Raw genomic sequence first — 17637 nt, 5'->3', positions numbered from 1 at the left:
ATTAGGGTTGATAGGAAATGCGGTAGATCGCGCCGCGCTTGTCGTCCGACACCAGCAAGGCCCCGTCCGGCAGCGTCAAGATATCGACGGGGCGGCCCGCCACCTGGCCATCGGCCTGGAGCCACCCCTCGGCGAAGGGTTTTTCCTCCACCGGCTTGCCATCCTGGAAGCGCACCAGCACCACCCGATAACCCTGGGGCGTGGAGCGGTTCCAGGAACCATGCTGGGCGACGAAGAGTTGGCCCCGATATTCGGCGGGGAATTGGGTGCCGGTATAGAAGCGCATCCCCAAAGGGGCGACATGGGCCGGGAAATTCCAGGCGGGCGGCGTGGTCTGGGCACAGGCTTTGAATTTGCCGAACTCGGGATCGGCGACATCCTTGCCGTGGCAGAAAGGATAGCCGAAATGCATCCCGGCCTTGGGCGCGGTATCGAGTTCGTCGGGCGGGGCGTCGTTGCCCAGCCAATCGCGGCCATTGTCGGTGAACCACAGTTCGTGGGTTTCGGGATGCCAGTCGAAACCGACCGTGTTGCGGATGCCCTTGGCGTAGATTTCCAGGTTCTTGCCGTCGGGATCGAGCCGGGTCAGGCTGGCGTAGATGTCCTGGGAGGGATTGCAGATATTGCAGGGCGCACCCACCGGCACGTACAGCTTGCGGTCCGGCCCGACCCTGAGATATTTCCAACCATGGTGGACATCCTTGGGATAGCCGTCGTAGACCGTTTCCAGCGGCGGCGGATCGGCCAGATGATGGCCGATATCCTTGAGCTTGCCGATGCGGGACACCTCGGCCACGTACAAATCCCCGTCCAGGCTAGCCACCCCGTTCGGCATATGCAGGCCGGAAGCCAGGGTATAGACCCGGTCGGCCTTGCCATCGTGGTTGTCGTCGCGCACGGCGTAGACCTTGCCCGCGTCCAGGCTGCCGACATACACGGTGCCATCGTCCCCCAAGGCCAAGGCCCGGGCGCTGGGCACCTGGTCGGTGTATAGCGCGATGTGGAATCCGGGCGGCACGCTCATCGCTCCCAGGCCGACCTCGGCCTGGACGGCCCCCGCACCGGCAAAAGCAAGCAAACAGCCTAGGTGCTTGAATCGGATATTCATGGCGACTCCTCGTGATTTGGAGGGATTGGGCTTCCTGCCCGCCGGATCGGCGTGGCGAAAAGACGGCATGGAACGGCGCTTATCGACCCAAACAACTTGATTTTTAAGCCCGAGCCTCCAAATATGGTATCACCGCCACACAGACAGGTAATCGACACCATGCGCATCTTCTTATTCCTGCTGACCAACGCCGCCGTGCTGCTACTGGTCAGCGTCATCTTCCACGTCCTCGGGCTGGGCCAATACCTGGGCCGCCAGGGCGTCCATCTCAACCTCGACCAATTGCTGCTCATGTCGGCCATCATCGGCATGAGCGGCTCGTTCATTTCACTGCTGATGTCGAAATGGATGGCCAAGCAATCCATGGGGGTCTATGTCATCGAACGGCCTTCCAATTCCACCGAGCAATGGCTGGTGGAAACCGTCGCCCGCCTCGCCCAGCAGGCCCGGATCGGGATGCCGGAGGTCGGCATCTTCGACTCCCCCGAACCCAACGCCTTCGCCACCGGCATGAGCAAGCACAGCTCCCTGGTCGCCGTCAGCACCGGGCTGTTGCACGCCATGGACGCCGACGCGGTGGAAGCGGTGCTGGGCCATGAAATCAGCCATGTCGCCAACGGCGATATGGTGACCATGGGCTTGCTGCAAGGGGTGGTGAACACCTTCGTCTATTTCTTCGCGACCCTGATCGGCCATGTGGTGGACCGCACCCTGTTCCGCTCCGGCGACGACGACCGCGGCGGCTACGGCCCGGCCTACTACATCACCCAGATGGTGGCACAGGTGCTGCTCTCCATCCTGGCGACCATGATCGTGATGTGGTTCTCGCGCTGGCGTGAATTCCGCGCCGATGCCGGGGCCGCCGGTTTGACCGGACGCGGCAAGATGATCGCGGCCCTCGAAGCCCTGCGCCGTAGCCATGACCACGAGGAATTGCCGGGCCAGCTCGCCGCCTTCGGCATCAACGGCGGCCTCGCGGAGGGCTTCCAGAAGCTGTTCATGAGCCATCCGCCGCTGGAGGAGCGCATCGCCGCCCTGCGCGACCTGCGCTGATGCCTGGGGCCGGGCGCGGCAGCCAGCCCGGCCCCCCATTTTCGGCCAATACCGCCCACGGGATAATGCCGCGAACGGTATCACACCGACACCTTTAACCACCCCAAATACCGCCGCCTGGGGTTAAGACAAGCCCCTTGCCCGGTGCTATAGTAAGTTCCGCCGAAACGATCCGGCCTGTTCGCAATATAGGATTCCAAGAGATGGCCCAACATCCTGATCACAAGCTCAACGACGATCTTGCTGTCCAGGAAGCAGAACCCAAACTCAAGCGGCCTCCCCTATACAAGGTCGTCTTGTTGAACGATGACTTCACCCCGATGGATTTCGTGGTGGAAGTGCTGAAAACCTTCTTCGGCATGAGCGAGGAAAAAGCCACCCAGGTCATGCTCCATGTCCATACGCGGGGCATCGGCGTTTGTGGTGTTTTCTCAAAAGACGTGGCGGAAACCAAAGTCCGCTTGGTAAACGACTACTCCCGGCAGCACCAGCATCCCTTGCTGTGCAGCATGGAGGAGACCTAGCAGGGTCTTGATTATGTTAAGCAAAGATCTCGAACACTCGCTGAATGTCGCGTTCCGGTCGGCCTACGAAAAGCGGCACGAATTCATCACCGTCGAACATCTGCTCCTGGCGATGCTCGACAACGCCGTCGCGGTGGAAGTCCTCAAGGCCTGCGGTGCCCGGCTCGACCCGCTCCGCAAGGAACTGATCGACTTCCTCGACGAAACCACCCCCTTGATCCCCCCCGGCGTCAAGCGCGAAACCCAGCCGACCCTGGGTTTCCAAAGGGTGTTGCAACGGGCGGCCTTCCATGTGCAATCCTCCGGCAAGAAGGAAGTCACCGGGGCCAATATCCTGGTCGCCATCTTCAGCGAACAGGATTCCCAAGCGGTCTACCTGCTGAACAAGCAGGACGTGACCCGGTTGGACGTGGTGAACTACATTTCCCACGGCATCTCCAAAGTCCGCGAGGAAGCCGAGCCCGCCGCCAAACCCGGTAGCCCGGACGGCGACGAGGGCGATGCCTCCAACGCCAACCCCCTGGATAAGTTCGCCACCAACCTCAACGAAATGGCCAAGCGCGGCAAGATCGATCCCTTGATCGGCCGCAAGGACGAAATCGAGCGCACGGTGCAGGTCCTCTGCCGCCGCCGCAAGAACAACCCGCTGCTGGTGGGCGAGGCCGGGGTCGGCAAAACCGCCATCGCCGAGGGCCTGGCCAAGAAGATCATCGACAACGAAGTCCCGGACATCCTGGCCGAAAGCACCATCTACGCCCTGGACCTGGGTGCCTTGGTGGCGGGCACCAAATACCGCGGCGACTTCGAGAAGCGCTTGAAAGCCCTGTTGGCGCAATTGAAGAAAGAACCGAACTCCATCCTGTTCATCGACGAAATCCACACCATCATCGGCGCGGGTTCGGCTTCGGGCGGGGTGATGGACGCTTCCAACCTCATCAAGCCGGTGTTGGCCTCGGGCGACCTACGCTGTATCGGCTCCACCACCTATCAGGAATATCGCGGCATCTTCGAGAAGGACCGCGCCCTGGCCCGCCGCTTCCAGAAGATCGACATCCACGAACCCACCGTCGACGAGACCTATCACATCCTGAAGGGACTCAAGACCCGGTTCGAGAAGCACCACGAGGTGAAATATTCGCTCGCGGCCCTGCGCACGGCGGCGGAACTCTCCGACCGCTACATCACCGACCGGCATCTGCCCGACAAGGCCATCGACGTGATCGACGAAGCCGGGGCTTGCCAACGGCTGCAACCGGTCTCCCGCCGCAAGAAGCTGATCGGCACGCTGGAAATCGAGGACATCGTGTCCAAGATCGCCCGAATTCCCCCGAAGACCGTGTCCACCAACGACAAGGACAAACTGCGCGACCTGGAAAAGAACCTGAAGATGCTGGTGTTCGGCCAGGACGAAGCCATCATGGCGCTCTCGGCCGCCATCAAGCTGGCGCGGGCGGGCCTCCGGGAAACCCAGAAGCCCATCGGTTGCTTCCTGTTCTCCGGCCCCACCGGCGTCGGCAAGACCGAAGTGACCCGCCAACTCGCCAAGGTGCTGGGCGTGGAACTGATCCGCTTCGACATGTCGGAATACATGGAGCGCCACACCGTGTCCCGTTTGATCGGCGCACCGCCCGGCTATGTCGGCTTCGACCAAGGTGGACTCCTGACCGAGGAAGTCACCAAACACCCGCACGCGGTGCTGCTGCTGGACGAGATCGAAAAGGCCCACGGCGATGTGTTCAACCTGCTACTGCAAGTCATGGACCACGGCACCTTGACCGACAACAACGGGCGCAAGGCCGATTTCCGCAACATCATCCTGGTGATGACCACCAACGCCGGCGCGGCGGAAGGCGGGCGGCCCTCCATCGGCTTCACCCAGCAGGACCACAGCACCGACAGCATGAAGGTGATCGAGCGCTCGTTCTCCCCGGAATTCCGCAACCGCCTCGACACCGTGATCCAATTCAAGCCGCTCAGCATCGACACCATCGGCCAGGTGGTGGATAAGTTCCTGTTTGAGTTGGAAACCCAACTGGCGGAAAAGCGGGTGTCCCTGGTGCTGGAACCCGACGCGCGGGAATGGCTGGCCGAGCATGGCTTCGACCCCAAGATGGGCGCGCGGCCCATGAGCCGCGTGATTCAGGAGAACATCAAGAAGCCCCTGGCCGAGGAGATATTGTTCGGCAGGCTGACCGAAGGCGGGATCGTCAGGATCGGGGTGGAGGAAGACAAGCTTTCGTTCGAGTTCGAAAGCGCCCGGGTGGCGCCCGAACCCGCCTGAGTTCAGCGCTGGCGGAAGGTGATGCGGCCCTTGGATAGATCGTAGGGGGTCATTTCGACCTTCACCCGGTCCCCGGTCAGGATGCGGATGTAATGCTTCCGCATCTTGCCGGAGATATGGGCGATAATGGTGTGGCCGTTATCCAACTGTACCCGGAAGGTGGTATTGGGCAGGGTTTCGATCACCTTGCCTTCCATTTCGATATGATCTTCTTTCGACATAAACCTCTTCTCTAAACGTATCAAGCCGCGTTTCGGCAAAGCGCGAATGATAGCACATCAAACCTGGGCATTGCCGCCCCCGTCCCACAAGGTCCAGCCCCCTTCCCTCAGCACCTCGAACGGCCTGAACGCATCCTTATAGGCCATCTTGCGGCATCCCGAAATCCAGAATCCCAGATATACCCAAGGCAATCCGCGCCGCCGGGCCTCGTCGATCTGCCACAGCACGGCCTGGGTGCCCAGGCTCCGGCGCGGCACCCCCGGGTCGTAAAAGGTATAAACCGCCGATAATCCGTCGCTTAGGTGGTCGACCACGGCCACCGCCCGCAATTCATCCCCTTCCAGGAACTCGTACAGCCCGGTATCGCCCCAATCGCTGCCGACGAACTGGATATAATCCTCCGGGCTGGACAGCGCCATATGACCATCGGCATGGCGCGATTCCAAGTAGCGCATATACAGCCGATAATGCCGCTCGTCGAAAACATCGTATTTCCGCACCACGCGCAAATCGGCGTTGAGCTTGGCGACACGGCGCTGGGCGCGGCTGGGCTGGAAGCGGGCCACCGGAATCCGCACCGGAATACAGGCCGAGCAATCCAGGCAATGGGGCCGGTAGACCAGATCGCCGCTGCGCCGGAACCCGCTGGCCGCGAGCCGGGTATACAACACGGGGTCCAGCGCCACCCTGGGCGACACATAGGCCATCCGCGCCCGCCGCCCTGGGAGGTAATCGCAATCGTGCTCGTAGCCGAGATAGAGGGGGATGGATTTCATCGGATGTCTTCCCTGGATGGTTGCCACGCCCCAGGCGCGGCGGCTTGTTCGCAATAGGCCTCCAGCAGGTGGACGAATTCCCGGCGCGGGATTTCCCCGGCCCCCAGGCTCGCCAGATGCTGGGTGTGGACCTGGCAGTCGATCAGCGCATAGCCCCACTCCGCCAGCCGCCCACAGGCGTGGGCGAACGCGGCCTTGGAAGCGTCGGTGGCGCGGTGGAACATCGATTCGCCGAAGAATACCCGCCCCAAGGCCACGCCATACAAGCCCCCCACCAATTCGCCTTCCCGCCAAGCCTCGAAGGAATGGGCCGACCCCTGCTCGTACAGGCGGCGATAGGCCCGCTTCATGTCGGCGGTGATCCAGGTGCCGGCCACCATCGACCGGGGTCCGGCGCAAGCCTCGACCACATCGGCGAAGCAAACATCGTGGGTGAAGGCGAATTCGCCGCGCCTGAGCCGCTTGCCGAGGCTGCGGGAAACCTTGACCCGCTCCGGCCGCAGCACCAGCCTGGGATCGGGCGACCACCACAGGATCGGCTCGTTCTCGCCGAACCAGGGGAAAATGCCATGCCGGTAGGCGTTGCACAGCCGTTCCGGGGACAGGCACCCGCCCATCGCCAACAATCCGTTGGGTTCGCGCAAAGCCTTGTCCACGGGGGGGAAGGGTTGGTGCTTATCGAAGGGATTGAGGACGGTGAGCATGGGCGGAGGATGGGCTGGACGGGTGACCGGGCGAGTATAACCGAGAAAGCCGCTGGCTTAGCGGCCTCCACTTCCGACCCGTGCCATCGCCATGACCGCCATGTGCCCACATATCGGCCTCGCTGCGAGATCGCCTCTAATACAATACATTATCACAGTATTTTGTATGTATGGCCACTTCCATATGGAAGTATGGTCACTTTGATACGGATAGGTGGTCACATTAGCTAGACTACCTATAAGGCCCAAGCTGATGGGAATATCGCATATCCACCTATGCGTGGTCGCATCGTATCGGATATGAGTCCGCATTCCAGCATATACGCCATCACATCCAAGCCCAAGCCAGAAGACAGCCTCCATCCCCACATGAGCCTTCCTATCAGCTTTGATAAGATTTATTGATTTTCCTCTACACCACCTATATGATTTTAATACAGTTCAGAGATAATAACCTTACAATCGAATCTTAACGGCGACGTAAATGCTCAGGCATTCTCGGACAGGAGGCTTTCAAACCAAGGTGGAACTATGCAACCCAAGCTCATTGTCGCATTCGACCGTCTCAGCGAGGCGGATTTTCTGGCGAAGGCCGATTTCATCGTGGCTTCGCTGACCAATAATGCCGCTTTCCCCGAACCCTGGCCCGCCCAAGCGCCCGCGCTTTCCGACATCAAGGAGGCACTGAACGCCTATCGCGACGCCTATCATGCCAGCCTGACCCGCGACACCCTCAAGATCGCCCAGCGCGAGAAGGCGCGGGATGCGCTGACCCTGTTGTTGAAACGCCTGCCCGCCTATCTGGAACTGGTGGCGCAGGGCGATACTGCCGTATTAGCGACCACCGGTTACGATCTACGCCGAGACACGGCGCGGACGGGCGGCAATGGGATTTTGGACGCGCCAGCCGATTTCCGGGTGGCGCACGGGCAGGTGAGCGGTAACTTGGAAGTGAGGGCAGCGCGGGTGGCCGGGGCACGCAGCTACGAGGTGCAAACCGCGCAGGGCGACCCGACCATCGATGCCAACTGGAAACATGCGCTTTCCTCGGCGACCTGTTCGCACATCGTCTTGGAAGGGATGGTGCCGGCGCAGACTTATTGGGTGAGGTTACGGGCGATTGGGAGCCAGGGGGCGGGGATTTGGGCGGAGCCGGTGAACATTATCGTGGTTTAAAACCCATCGATGGCTGGGGCAAGTACTGAGCCAACAAGAGGAAGCTGACTGGGCAAAATACCAACAGCCCTCAAATCGCCGTCTGAAAGCTCTCTCCGATATCAATAAGGATGTCGGCTTCCGCTTTGGTAGTAATCCTATTCAGTGGAACAACTCGTTCAATTCAACCATTCTTTCCTTAGCTTCATCTCCGAAAAAAGCATGTCAAGCCCATCAAATACCAACAACCAACCACCTCCCGGCACGGACCACGAGCTATCATTCCTGCATTTCTGCGCCGGAGTGAGTTCCGAAATATATCATTGCTCCCCGGTTGAGCAGCAAAAATACAATATCTTAGGATTATTCGTATTACTGACTTCAATCAGCGCATGGTTAACTTGTGGCTACGCCGCTTATACTTCATCGGATAGCCTGTCTGTTTCAGCACTCATCGGTCTTCTTTGGGCGGTGACGATATTCAACTTAGATCGCTTTATCGTCTCCGTGGTTGAAATCAAACCCGTCCTAATCCCGAACACAGCCACATCTCAACAAAACGGTTCCGCCATACCCAATGTCCACTATAAACCCAAAAGAACCCCTTTCCTATTGCGGCTAGTTATGGGTGGCCTTGTGAGCGTCATCGTCGCGACGCCTATCGAAGTATACTTCTTCCGAGAAAAAATCGACCTGAGAACGCATCAGAAAATGATCGAGGACCTCAAGAAATCGAAAGAGTATGTCGATTATAATGATAAAATTGCTGCCGTTAATGGCAAAATACTGGACGACCCCAAGCACATAGAGCAAGAAACCAAATCCATCGTAGACAATGAAATGGGCACCGTGAACGAAGCCTATGCCCGATTGCTACAAGAAAAAGAAACAAAACTTACGCAGCTGGATAAGGAGATCGGGGCAGCCGAACAAAAACGCGACTGCGAAGTAACCGATGGCTGCGCCCATCAAAAAACCTCCCCCGGCCCTATCTACCGTTCCTACGAGCGTGTGGTCAATGCCAAGAAGGCGGAAAGAGACAAATACAGCGCTGAATTCGATAAAAAAATCGAGGCCAAAGAAAAAGAAATCGGCTTGACCAATACCAAACTAGAGCAATTCAAAGAAAAGAAGCGCGGGGAGATTCTCGCCAATCAAGAAGAGCAAAAAAAGAAAAAGCAATCGCTTGAAAGCGAAATCAATGGATATTCCAAGCAATATGAGCAAAACTACCCTAACGATTTCACCGCACGCTTGAAGATATTCTTTGAATTGCGGAAAGAAGACCCCGTGCTGGACCGTATGGCATGGTCAATCTTCATCTTGCTGCTGTTTGTGGAAACCTTGCCGGTGTTAACCAAAATGCTAACCGGGTGCGGCGAGTACGATATTCTTTGCTATGAAATCAAGCAAAAAAAGCATATTGATGCGGTTAATGGGCTTGAAAGTTATAGGAACTCAAAATCCCACTCTAACCAAGCTAAGCAAGACGCGATCAATGAAGAAGTAGACAATACGATTAAAAAGTGGAAAGATGACTTCTCGCCAGAGAGTTATATCAATGAACTAAATGAGCGATTCAAAAACATATGGACTACAAAAGTTGCAGGATCAAATGACGAAGCACCTAATGAAATTAGTCAAAATAATAATTTTTATACCACATCTATATTCAAGATAGAAGTTATTGTGCCCGCCATCATGTGTACTGCAACTTTTATAATAATATTTTATGCATGCTCACAGCAACCTTGGCTTGAAGACATGAGAAAAAACGCGCTCCAAGGTGCTAGCTCTTTAACAGTGGCCCTTTGGATTTTATTTAATCATTACTTAACACGCAACGATAAATACATGGAAAAAATTAAATAACAGTATAAATAAAATAAGCTAATAAATTTGACAAATATAACCGCATAAATTGGCTTAGCTAAGCATTTACAAAGACCTTACCAAATTCACATAAAGCTGGAGTCTTCCATGTCTAAAGACGATCTACCCACATCTAAAAATCGGCATGATATACCGAATCAACTGTCCAACCATGACTTATTCCGGCTGTTTGGAGCCACTGCGGTTTTTATAATAATATCGATTATGCTATTAAGCTTTATTTTCTATATCGGCAAGCTGCCCCCTTCTACTCCGCCACAACCGCAATCAGTGCAATCCCCTACATCTACCCCTGCTGATGCCGCTGATGCCGCTGATGCCGCTGATGCCGCTGAAAAACAAGCCTTGCTGGGTGAAATAGAAAAACTGAAAAGCCAATTAAAACAAGTGCAAAATGGACAAGTGCAAAATGGTCTAGATTCATCTGAAAGAAATGCTTCACAATCTCCCGTTAAAACCCACTTTTTAAAAATAATACCACAACCACAATCTAAAAAGGTCAAAATCGAGTTTGACCTTTACAATGGAACCAAAACCGATCTTCTACACGATAACCACCCACCACTCGAACTTGGCACCTATAAAGTATCCATCTACAATTTCGATAAAAATAGAAAAAAATTCTTATGTTTTATCGAAGTAAAAATAACCGATCAAGATAAAGAAACCAAAGAAATCATCGTCGATCTAGATCATAGATGCTCTGTCCAACAACAATAACAACAACGGTGAGAGAAGAAGCCCTATGCAAACCTGCGTTAGGCCAGACGCAGGAACGGGTGCCCACTTATCCTTTGAACGGCGACCGCTCCCCAAGCTCCGCCATATATTCCCGCATCCCCTGCTCCTCCCGCTCCAAAAACCGGGCGATAGGCTCCTTAAACCCCGGATGCGCGATCCAATGCGCCGACCAGGTCGGCGTCGGCAAGAAACCCCGGCTGATCTTGTGTTCGCCCTGGGCACCCGGCTCGAACCGTTTCAGGCGGTTCTCGATGCAATACTCGATGCCCTGGTAATAGCACGCCTCGAAATGGAGGCCGGGCACCTCCTCCCAACAGCCCCAATAGCGGCCATACAAACACTCGGCCCCAACCAGGAAATAAGCCGCGCCGACGATGTCCCCGCCCCGCCGCGCCAGCACCAGCATCACCTGCCCGCCCAGGGTGGCGGCGACCTCGCGGAAGAACGCCTCGGTCAGCGCCGGATAATTGCCGTGTTTGGCGAAAGTCGCGCAATATAGCTCGTGGACGCTGCGCCACAATCCGGGTTCCACGGCATCGCCGGCGATCCGCTCCACAGCCACGCCCGCCTCCCGCACCAAGCGCCGCTCGCGCTGGACCTCCTTGCGCCGTTTGGCGGTGAACCCCGCCAGGAAATCGCCGAAATCCCGGTAATCCCGGTTTTCCCAATGGAATTGGCAGCCCAGCCGCCGCATAAAGCTCGGCGATTCCAGCAAAGGGGCGTCGGTGGCGAACAGCCAATGCAGCGACGACACCCCGGCCCGCCCGGCCTCCGCGATGGCCGCTTCCATGATTGCCGCCGCCAGCGCTTCCGAGCGATATTCCGGGGCGATCAACAGCCGTGGCCCGGTGGCGGGCGTGAACGGCGCGGCCACCACCAACTTGGGGTAATAGTCGAGGCCGGATCGCTCATAGGCATTGGCCCAGGCCCAATCGAACACGAACTCCCCGAAGGAATTGGACTTGAGATACATCGGACAAGCGGCGACCAAACGCCCCGCCCCATCCTCGAACAGTAAATGCCGCGGCATCCACCCGACCCGCTGACCCAAGCAACCGCATTCCTCCAAGGCCGACAGGAACTCGTGGCGCAGGAACGGATAAGTTCCCCCGGTCAGCGCGTTCCAAGCGGCGGCATCGACCTCGGCCAAGCGCCGCACGACCCGCGTTTTCATTCCACCTTCTAGCCGCATCGGCTGTTGCCCTCCATCCGCGAAACTACACGCCGTGAACCCGGCGGCGAACCGTGAAATAATATCGGTTTTCCCGCCGAAGGCATGGCATTGAAATGGCTCAATATATTTATACGATGAACCGGGTGGGCAAGGTCGTCCCGCCCAAACGCGAAATCCTCCGCGACATCTCGCTCTCATTCTTCCCCGGTGCCAAGATCGGCGTGCTGGGACTCAACGGCTCCGGCAAATCCAGCCTATTGCGGATCATGGCCGGGGTCGATCAGGATTACAACGGCGAAGCCCGCCCGCAGCCCGGCATCAACATCGGCTACCTACCGCAAGAGCCACAACTCGACCCCGCCAAGAACGTGCGCGGCAATGTCGAGGAAGCCCTGTCCCACATCAAGGACGCCTTGGCCCAATTGGACGCGGTCTATGCCGCCTACGCCGAACCGGACGCCGATTTCGACGCCCTCGCCACCGAACAGGCCCGGCTGGAAAGCATCATCCAAGCCAGCGACGGCCACAATCTCGACCGCACCCTGGAAATCGCCGCCGACGCCCTCCGGCTCCCCGACTGGGACGCCGATGTCACCAAACTCTCCGGGGGCGAAAAGCGCCGCGTAGCCCTGTGCCGTTTGCTGCTGTCCAGCCCCGACATGCTGCTGCTGGACGAACCCACCAACCACCTCGACGCCGAATCGGTGGCCTGGCTGGAACGCTTCCTCCACGATTTCCCCGGCACCGTGATCGCCGTCACCCACGACCGCTATTTCCTCGACAACGTGGCCGGCTGGATTCTGGAACTCGACCGCGGCCACGGCATCCCCTGGGAAGGCAATTATTCCTCCTGGCTGGACCAGAAGGAAAAGCGCCTCGCCGTCGAGGAAAAACAGGAATCCGCCCGCCAGAAAGCCATGAAGGCCGAATTGGAATGGGTCCGCGCCAACCCCAAAGGCCGCCACGCCAAGAGCAAGGCCCGTTTGCAGCGTTTCGAGGAACTCGCCAACCAGGAAACCCAGAAGCGCAACGAAACCAAGGAAATCTATATCCCGCCGGGGCCGCGGCTCGGGGATCAAGTGGTCGAGGTGGAAGGCTTGCGGAAGGGCTTCGGCGACCGCTTGCTCATCGACGACCTGAGCTTCAGGCTGCCGCCGGGCGGCATCGTCGGCATCATCGGCCCCAATGGTGCCGGTAAAACCACCTTGTTCCGCATGATCGCGGGCACAGAACAGCCGGATAGTGGTACCATCCGCCATGGCGAAACCGTGCAAATCGCCCATGTCGATCAAACCCGCGACCATCTCGACCCCAACAAGACCGTCTGGGAGGAGATTTCCGACGGACTCGACATGATTACCGTCGGCAATTACCAGACGCCCTCCCGCGCCTACTGTGGGCGCTTCAACTTCAAGGGCTCCGACCAGCAAAAGCGCATCGGCGACCTCTCGGGCGGCGAACGCAACCGCGTCCACCTGGCCAAGCTGCTGAAGAGCGGCGGCAACGTCCTGCTTTTGGACGAACCGACCAACGACCTGGACGTGGAAACCCTCCGGGCGCTGGAGGAAGCCCTGCTCGACTTCCCCGGCTGCGCCGTGGTGATCTCGCACGACCGCTGGTTCCTGGACCGCATCGCCACCCACATGTTGGCCTTCGAGGGCGAAAGCAAGGTGGTGTGGTTCGAGGGCAATTACGCCGACTACGAAGCCGACCGCAAGCGCCGCCTAGGCGACGAGGCCGAGAATCCGCACCGCATCCGGTATAAGCCGCTGATGGGTTGATTCCGGGACCAGGGATTCCCAGGTTTGGGCTTGGGAATCCCCTATTCCGCTCTATCGAGGAAAACCGCCATGATGACCGCCGAAGCCGTCGAACAAGCCGTCTCGCAATTGCCCCCGGAGGAATTCGCCAAGTTCCGCCGTTGGTTCGCCGAGTTCGCCGCGGATGCCTGGGACGAGCGGATCGAAGCGGACGCCGCCGCCGGTAAGCTGGATGCGTTGGCCGAAGAAGCCTTGGCCGAGTACCGGAGAGGCGAGGTCCGCGAGATTTGAAGCATTATGCGTCGAAGCGATTTTGGGTTTGCTTATCGCAACTGCCGCCGGAAATCCAAAGGCTCGCCCGCCGCATTATGTTTTGCTCAAACGCAACCTGGCGCATCCCTCCCTGCAATTCAAGCCGGTTTGTGCTGGAAAATTCAGGAGCGTGCGGGTGGGATTGAATTACCGTGCCCTCGGAGTGCCCGTTCCCGACGGGATACAGTGGTTTTGGATTGGCAGTCATGCCGAATACGACCGGCTTATCGGCTAATCGATTACGTAATGATGGATTTGGTTTCGCACCCGGCCAGCCAGTCGCTCACGGTGAATCCGGCGAGTCCGTTTTTGCCGGTGGCTTTGGCGAAAAAACTTCCCGACCCAGATACTTTTCTAGTTACGTTATGAAATTAAGCACGGAACAAGCCGAACTGTTTTTCCGATTGATGTGGCCCTTGCAATTCTTCGTCAAGGAAAAGCTTGGCCTGCTGCCGGAAATCCAGGATTTGGCAAGCTATATCAAAGCCCCGACCGAACAAAAAGCCCAAGTCCGCAACGCGCTTTACCAACACCCCGAACTGCACCAAACCTTCTTGGAACAAAATCCCCAAGGTTTCGACAAAGAAGAACTCGCCATCGTCACCGGGTGGCAAAATTTCGTCGCGGGCGATTTTTTCCTGGAGCGCTATTTAAAATCCCATGCCATCTTCATAGGCAATCACAACCAAGTCTATGGCGTGCTGGGCCTGCACCAAGGACTGGAAGAAATCATCCATAAATCCTATTTACCGTTACGCACCAAGGTGGTCTTATTGCCATTCCTGGGAAAGATTGTCTACGATGGCTTAATCGAATCCTACAATGTTTATTTCGGCGCTGGAATCACCAGAGAACTCAAGGAAACCTATCTCGCCGCCAAACAAAACGGCAGGATCATCACCGAACTCTCCCAAAATCCCGCAGCCATCCCGGACAAACGGTCCAAAATATCCAAGAACTGGGAACCGGAATTGGAACAACTCGCCGCCCTAGCCGGAAAACTCAAAAGCGGCACCGGGCAACCCGCCTTGCACGGCCCCGCCTTTTCCCTGGTCAAAGCCAGTTTGGAATTCGCCAGCCTGGCGGTGGCGGTGCCCGCCGATACCGATAAACTGCTCAAATCCCTGAAAAAGCTGGATAAGCTCTTGAACCAAGCGGAAAACGTATTGTTCAGGATGGAATAAGCTTTAACGAATTCATCGCCCGCGCCCCACGCGGCATTCCCCCTTTCCTCACTCAGCAGAAACACATGACCGACGAAACCAACCTCTCCTCCTTCGACGACCTCGGCCTTTCCCCGGAACTCCTGCAAACCATCCAGGAAATCGGCTACGAGAACCCCTCCCCCATCCAGGCCGCGTGCATCCCGCACCTTTTGGAAGGCCGCGACCTCATCGGCCAAGCCCAAACCGGCACCGGCAAAACCGCCGCCTTCGCCCTGCCCGTCCTCAACCGCATCGATATCGAGCGCCGCGCCCCGCAAGCCCTGGTGCTGGCCCCGACCCGCGAACTCGCGATCCAGGTCGCCGAGGCGTTCCAGACCTACGCCCGCCACCTCGAAGGTTTCCATATCCTGCCCATCTACGGCGGCCAGGGCATGAACCTGCAATTGCGCCACCTCGCCCGCGGCGTCCATGTCGTGGTCGGCACGCCGGGACGGGTCATGGACCATCTGCGCCGGGGCACCTTGAACCTGGATTCGCTCACCACCCTGGTCCTCGACGAAGCCGACGAGATGCTGCGCATGGGTTTCATCGAGGACGTGGAATGGATCCTCGAACACACCCCGGATAGCCGCCAGACCGCCCTGTTCTCGGCCACCATGCCGCCCGTGATCCGCAAGATCGCCGACGGCCAGTTGCGGAACCCGGTCGAGGTCAAGATCAAGGCCAAGACCGCCACCGTCGAATCCATCAACCAGCAATATTGGCTGGTGTCGGGCCTGCAAAAGCTGGAAGCCCTGACCCGTATCCTCGACGCCGAGGATATCGACGCCATGATCATCTTCGTCCGCACCAAGACCGAGACCGTGGAACTGGCCGAGAAGCTGGAAGCCCGCGGCTACGAGGCGGCGGCGCTGAACGGCGACATGAGCCAGGTCCTGCGCGAGAAGGTCATCGACCGCCTGAAGAAGGGCGGGCTGGATATCGTCATCGCCACCGACGTCGCGGCCCGTGGCCTGGACGTGGACCGCATCACCCATGTGGTCAACTACGACATCCCCTACGACACCGAAGCCTATGTCCACCGCATCGGCCGCACGGGCCGGGCCGGGCGCAAGGGCACGGCGATCCTGTTCGTCGCCCCGCGGGAACGCCGGATGTTGCGGGCCATCGAGCAAGCCACCCGCCAGCCGATCCAGCAGATGCGCCTGCCGACCTTGCAGGACATCGCCGACCGCCGTATCGAGCAATTCAAGGCGCAATTGGTCGAGGTGCTGGACAACGAGGACATCGGTTTCTACCGCGAATTGATCGACCAGATGGTGACGGAGGAACTGGGCGAAGCCGCCGATATCGCCGCCGCCATCGCCCATCTCATGCACAGGGAACGCCCCCTGGCCGCGCCGGACGAGCCGGAGCCGCCGGTACGCGAATTCCGCGATTTCGACCGGGGCGACCGCGACCGGGGTTCCGACCGCCGCCCGGAACGGCGCGACCGCGACGACCGCCGCCGCGATACCGAACCCATGCGCCGCTATACCCTCGACGTGGGCCGCGAGCATGGCGTCACCCCCAGGGACATCGTCGGGGCGCTGGCCAACGAGGGCGGCATCCCGGCCCGGCGCATCGGCCAGATCAAGCTGCACGACACCCACAGCACGGTGGAACTGCCGGAAGACCTGCCCGGCGATTGCTTCGCCCGCCTGAAAAAAACCTGGGTCCGCAACCAGCGCATCAACCTGCAACCGGAAGAAGGCGGTGGCGACCGTCCGCCGCGCAAGCCGCTGAAGCTCAAGGACGGCGACAACGCGCCCTTCCGCCCGGGCCGGAGGAAAGCCGACGTGGATGTGCATCTCCCCAAACGCAAGCCCAATAAACCGGGCCGCGACGAGGACTGATGGACGCGCTGGCCCTTTTCCTGGAAAAGGCCGCGGCGCTGGTGGACCGGCTGGAACGGCTGGTCCCCGCCGCGCCGGAAACCGTGGATTGGAACGCCTCCCCCGCCTTCCGCTGGCGGGGCGCGGCGGCCCGCCAGCCCTTGCAGGCCATCCCCAGGCCGCACCGGCTGGCGCTGGCCGATCTCCTGTGCGTGGACCGGCAGAAAGCCGAACTCGACCGCAACACCCGGCAATTCCTCAAGGGTTTGCCCGCCAACAACGCCCTGTTGTGGGGCGCGAAGGGCACCGGCAAATCCTCGCTCGTCAAGGCATTGCTGAACGAGTACGCCGCCACCGGACTCCGCGTGATCGAGGTGGACCGCCAACATCTGGTGGAACTGCCGGATATCCTGGACCTGCTCCATCCCAGGCCGGAAAAATTCATCCTGTACTGCGACGATCTGTCGTTCGAGGCCGACGACGCCGGCTACAAGGCGCTGAAGGCCATCCTCGAAGGTTCGTTCTGCGCCCCGCCGCCCAATGTGCTGATCTACGCCACCTCGAACCGCCGCCACCTGCTGCCCGAATACGCCGAGGACAACCAACAGGCCCGCTGGATCGAAGGCGAATTACACCAGGGCGAGGCGGTGGAGGAGAAGATTTCGCTGTCGGAGCGCTTCGGGGTGTGGCTATCCTTCCACGCCTTCAACCAGGACCAATATCTGGCCGTGGTGCGCCATTGGCTGGACCGGCTGGGGACGCCGCTGGAGGATTGGGAGACCGCCCGGTCCGAGGCTTTGCGCTACGCCCTGCTCAGGGGTTCGCGCAGCGGGCGGGTGGCTTGGCAGTTCGCCAAGGATTGGAGCGGGCGTTTGGGTTTGGAAAATCCCTAAC

The 17637-nt window shown here is 58.8% G+C and carries 16 protein-coding genes; 11 read left to right on the top strand and 5 right to left on the bottom strand.

Features of this window, described 5'->3' with window-relative positions:
• Position 1: 1 nt before the first annotated feature.
• Positions 2–1108: a PQQ-dependent sugar dehydrogenase gene (locus tag K5658_RS11530; RefSeq protein WP_221063280.1), complete on the bottom strand. Its 1107-nt coding sequence runs from the start codon at positions 1106–1108 to the stop codon at positions 2–4.
• A gap of 159 nt (positions 1109–1267) precedes the next feature.
• On the opposite strand from K5658_RS11530, the gene htpX reads away from it, so the two are divergent.
• The 3 genes from htpX to clpA all read left to right on the top strand — a co-directional run bounded on the left by htpX (position 1268) and on the right by clpA (position 4966).
• Positions 1268–2161 (top strand): protease HtpX, encoded by an 894-nt coding sequence (htpX, locus tag K5658_RS11525; RefSeq protein WP_221063279.1) that lies wholly within the window; start codon positions 1268–1270, stop codon positions 2159–2161.
• Positions 2162–2364: 203 nt separating this feature from the next.
• Positions 2365–2685 carry an ATP-dependent Clp protease adapter ClpS gene (gene clpS / locus K5658_RS11520; protein ID WP_085213742.1) on the top strand — a complete coding sequence of 107 codons (321 nt, stop codon included), beginning with the start codon at positions 2365–2367 and terminating at the stop codon, positions 2683–2685.
• Positions 2686–2698: 13 nt separating this feature from the next.
• On the top strand, positions 2699–4966 hold the full coding sequence (clpA, locus tag K5658_RS11515) for an ATP-dependent Clp protease ATP-binding subunit ClpA (RefSeq protein ID WP_221063278.1): 2268 nt from the start codon (positions 2699–2701) through the stop codon (positions 4964–4966).
• Between the two features lie 2 nt (positions 4967–4968).
• On the opposite strand, the gene infA is transcribed toward clpA, so the two are convergent.
• From infA to aat, 3 genes are read right to left on the bottom strand one after another with little or no spacing between them, the layout of a single operon-like run.
• The gene (gene infA, locus K5658_RS11510) at positions 4969–5187 is read right to left on the bottom strand and encodes a translation initiation factor IF-1 (protein WP_085213738.1); all 219 of its coding nucleotides are present in this window, start codon (positions 5185–5187) and stop codon (positions 4969–4971) included.
• Between the two features lie 57 nt (positions 5188–5244).
• Positions 5245–5964 carry an arginyltransferase gene (locus tag K5658_RS11505; protein WP_221063277.1) on the bottom strand — a complete coding sequence of 240 codons (720 nt, stop codon included), beginning with the start codon at positions 5962–5964 and terminating at the stop codon, positions 5245–5247.
• Entirely contained in the window at positions 5961–6668 is a 708-nt protein-coding gene (aat, locus tag K5658_RS11500) for a leucyl/phenylalanyl-tRNA--protein transferase (RefSeq protein ID WP_221063276.1), read from the bottom strand. The genes K5658_RS11505 and aat overlap by 4 nt, the downstream gene beginning before the upstream one ends.
• Positions 6669–7199: 531 nt before the next feature.
• On the opposite strand from aat, the gene K5658_RS11495 reads away from it, so the two are divergent.
• The 3 genes from K5658_RS11495 to K5658_RS11485 all read left to right on the top strand — a co-directional run bounded on the left by K5658_RS11495 (position 7200) and on the right by K5658_RS11485 (position 10436).
• The gene (locus K5658_RS11495) at positions 7200–7844 is read left to right on the top strand and encodes a fibronectin type III domain-containing protein (protein ID WP_221063275.1); all 645 of its coding nucleotides are present in this window, start codon (positions 7200–7202) and stop codon (positions 7842–7844) included.
• Positions 7845–8045: 201 nt separating this feature from the next.
• Positions 8046–9695 (top strand): DUF4407 domain-containing protein, encoded by a 1650-nt coding sequence (locus K5658_RS11490; RefSeq protein ID WP_221063274.1) that lies wholly within the window; start codon positions 8046–8048, stop codon positions 9693–9695.
• 108 nt (positions 9696–9803) lie between these two features.
• Complete coding sequence (locus K5658_RS11485; RefSeq protein ID WP_221063273.1) at positions 9804–10436, top strand: hypothetical protein; 633 nt, start codon at positions 9804–9806, stop codon at positions 10434–10436.
• Between the two features lie 67 nt (positions 10437–10503).
• On the opposite strand, the gene K5658_RS11480 is transcribed toward K5658_RS11485, so the two are convergent.
• Positions 10504–11631, bottom strand: a complete 1128-nt coding sequence (locus K5658_RS11480; protein WP_221063272.1) for a GNAT family N-acetyltransferase — start codon at positions 11629–11631, stop codon at positions 10504–10506.
• Between the two features lie 113 nt (positions 11632–11744).
• Between K5658_RS11480 and ettA the strand changes: the two genes are divergently transcribed.
• The 5 genes from ettA to K5658_RS11455 all read left to right on the top strand — a co-directional run bounded on the left by ettA (position 11745) and on the right by K5658_RS11455 (position 17636).
• Positions 11745–13412, top strand: a complete 1668-nt coding sequence (ettA, locus tag K5658_RS11475) for an energy-dependent translational throttle protein EttA (protein WP_221063271.1) — start codon at positions 11745–11747, stop codon at positions 13410–13412.
• 69 nt (positions 13413–13481) lie between these two features.
• A complete protein-coding gene (locus K5658_RS11470; protein WP_221063270.1) occupies positions 13482–13682 on the top strand; it encodes a hypothetical protein in 201 nt (66 codons plus the stop codon).
• Positions 13683–13909: 227 nt separating this feature from the next.
• Positions 13910–14887: a hypothetical protein gene (locus K5658_RS11465; protein ID WP_221063269.1), complete on the top strand. Its 978-nt coding sequence runs from the start codon at positions 13910–13912 to the stop codon at positions 14885–14887.
• Positions 14888–14952: 65 nt separating this feature from the next.
• Positions 14953–16764: a DEAD/DEAH box helicase gene (locus K5658_RS11460; RefSeq protein ID WP_221063268.1), complete on the top strand. Its 1812-nt coding sequence runs from the start codon at positions 14953–14955 to the stop codon at positions 16762–16764.
• Entirely contained in the window at positions 16764–17636 is an 873-nt protein-coding gene (locus K5658_RS11455) for an ATP-binding protein (RefSeq protein WP_221063267.1), read from the top strand. Before K5658_RS11460 ends, K5658_RS11455 begins: the two co-directional genes overlap by 1 nt.
• Position 17637 lies beyond the last annotated feature (1 nt).

Source organism: Methylomagnum ishizawai (assembly GCF_019670005.1).
Lineage (GTDB): Bacteria > Pseudomonadota > Gammaproteobacteria > Methylococcales > Methylococcaceae > Methylomagnum > Methylomagnum ishizawai.
This window is presented reverse-complemented; position numbering and strand designations above follow the sequence as displayed.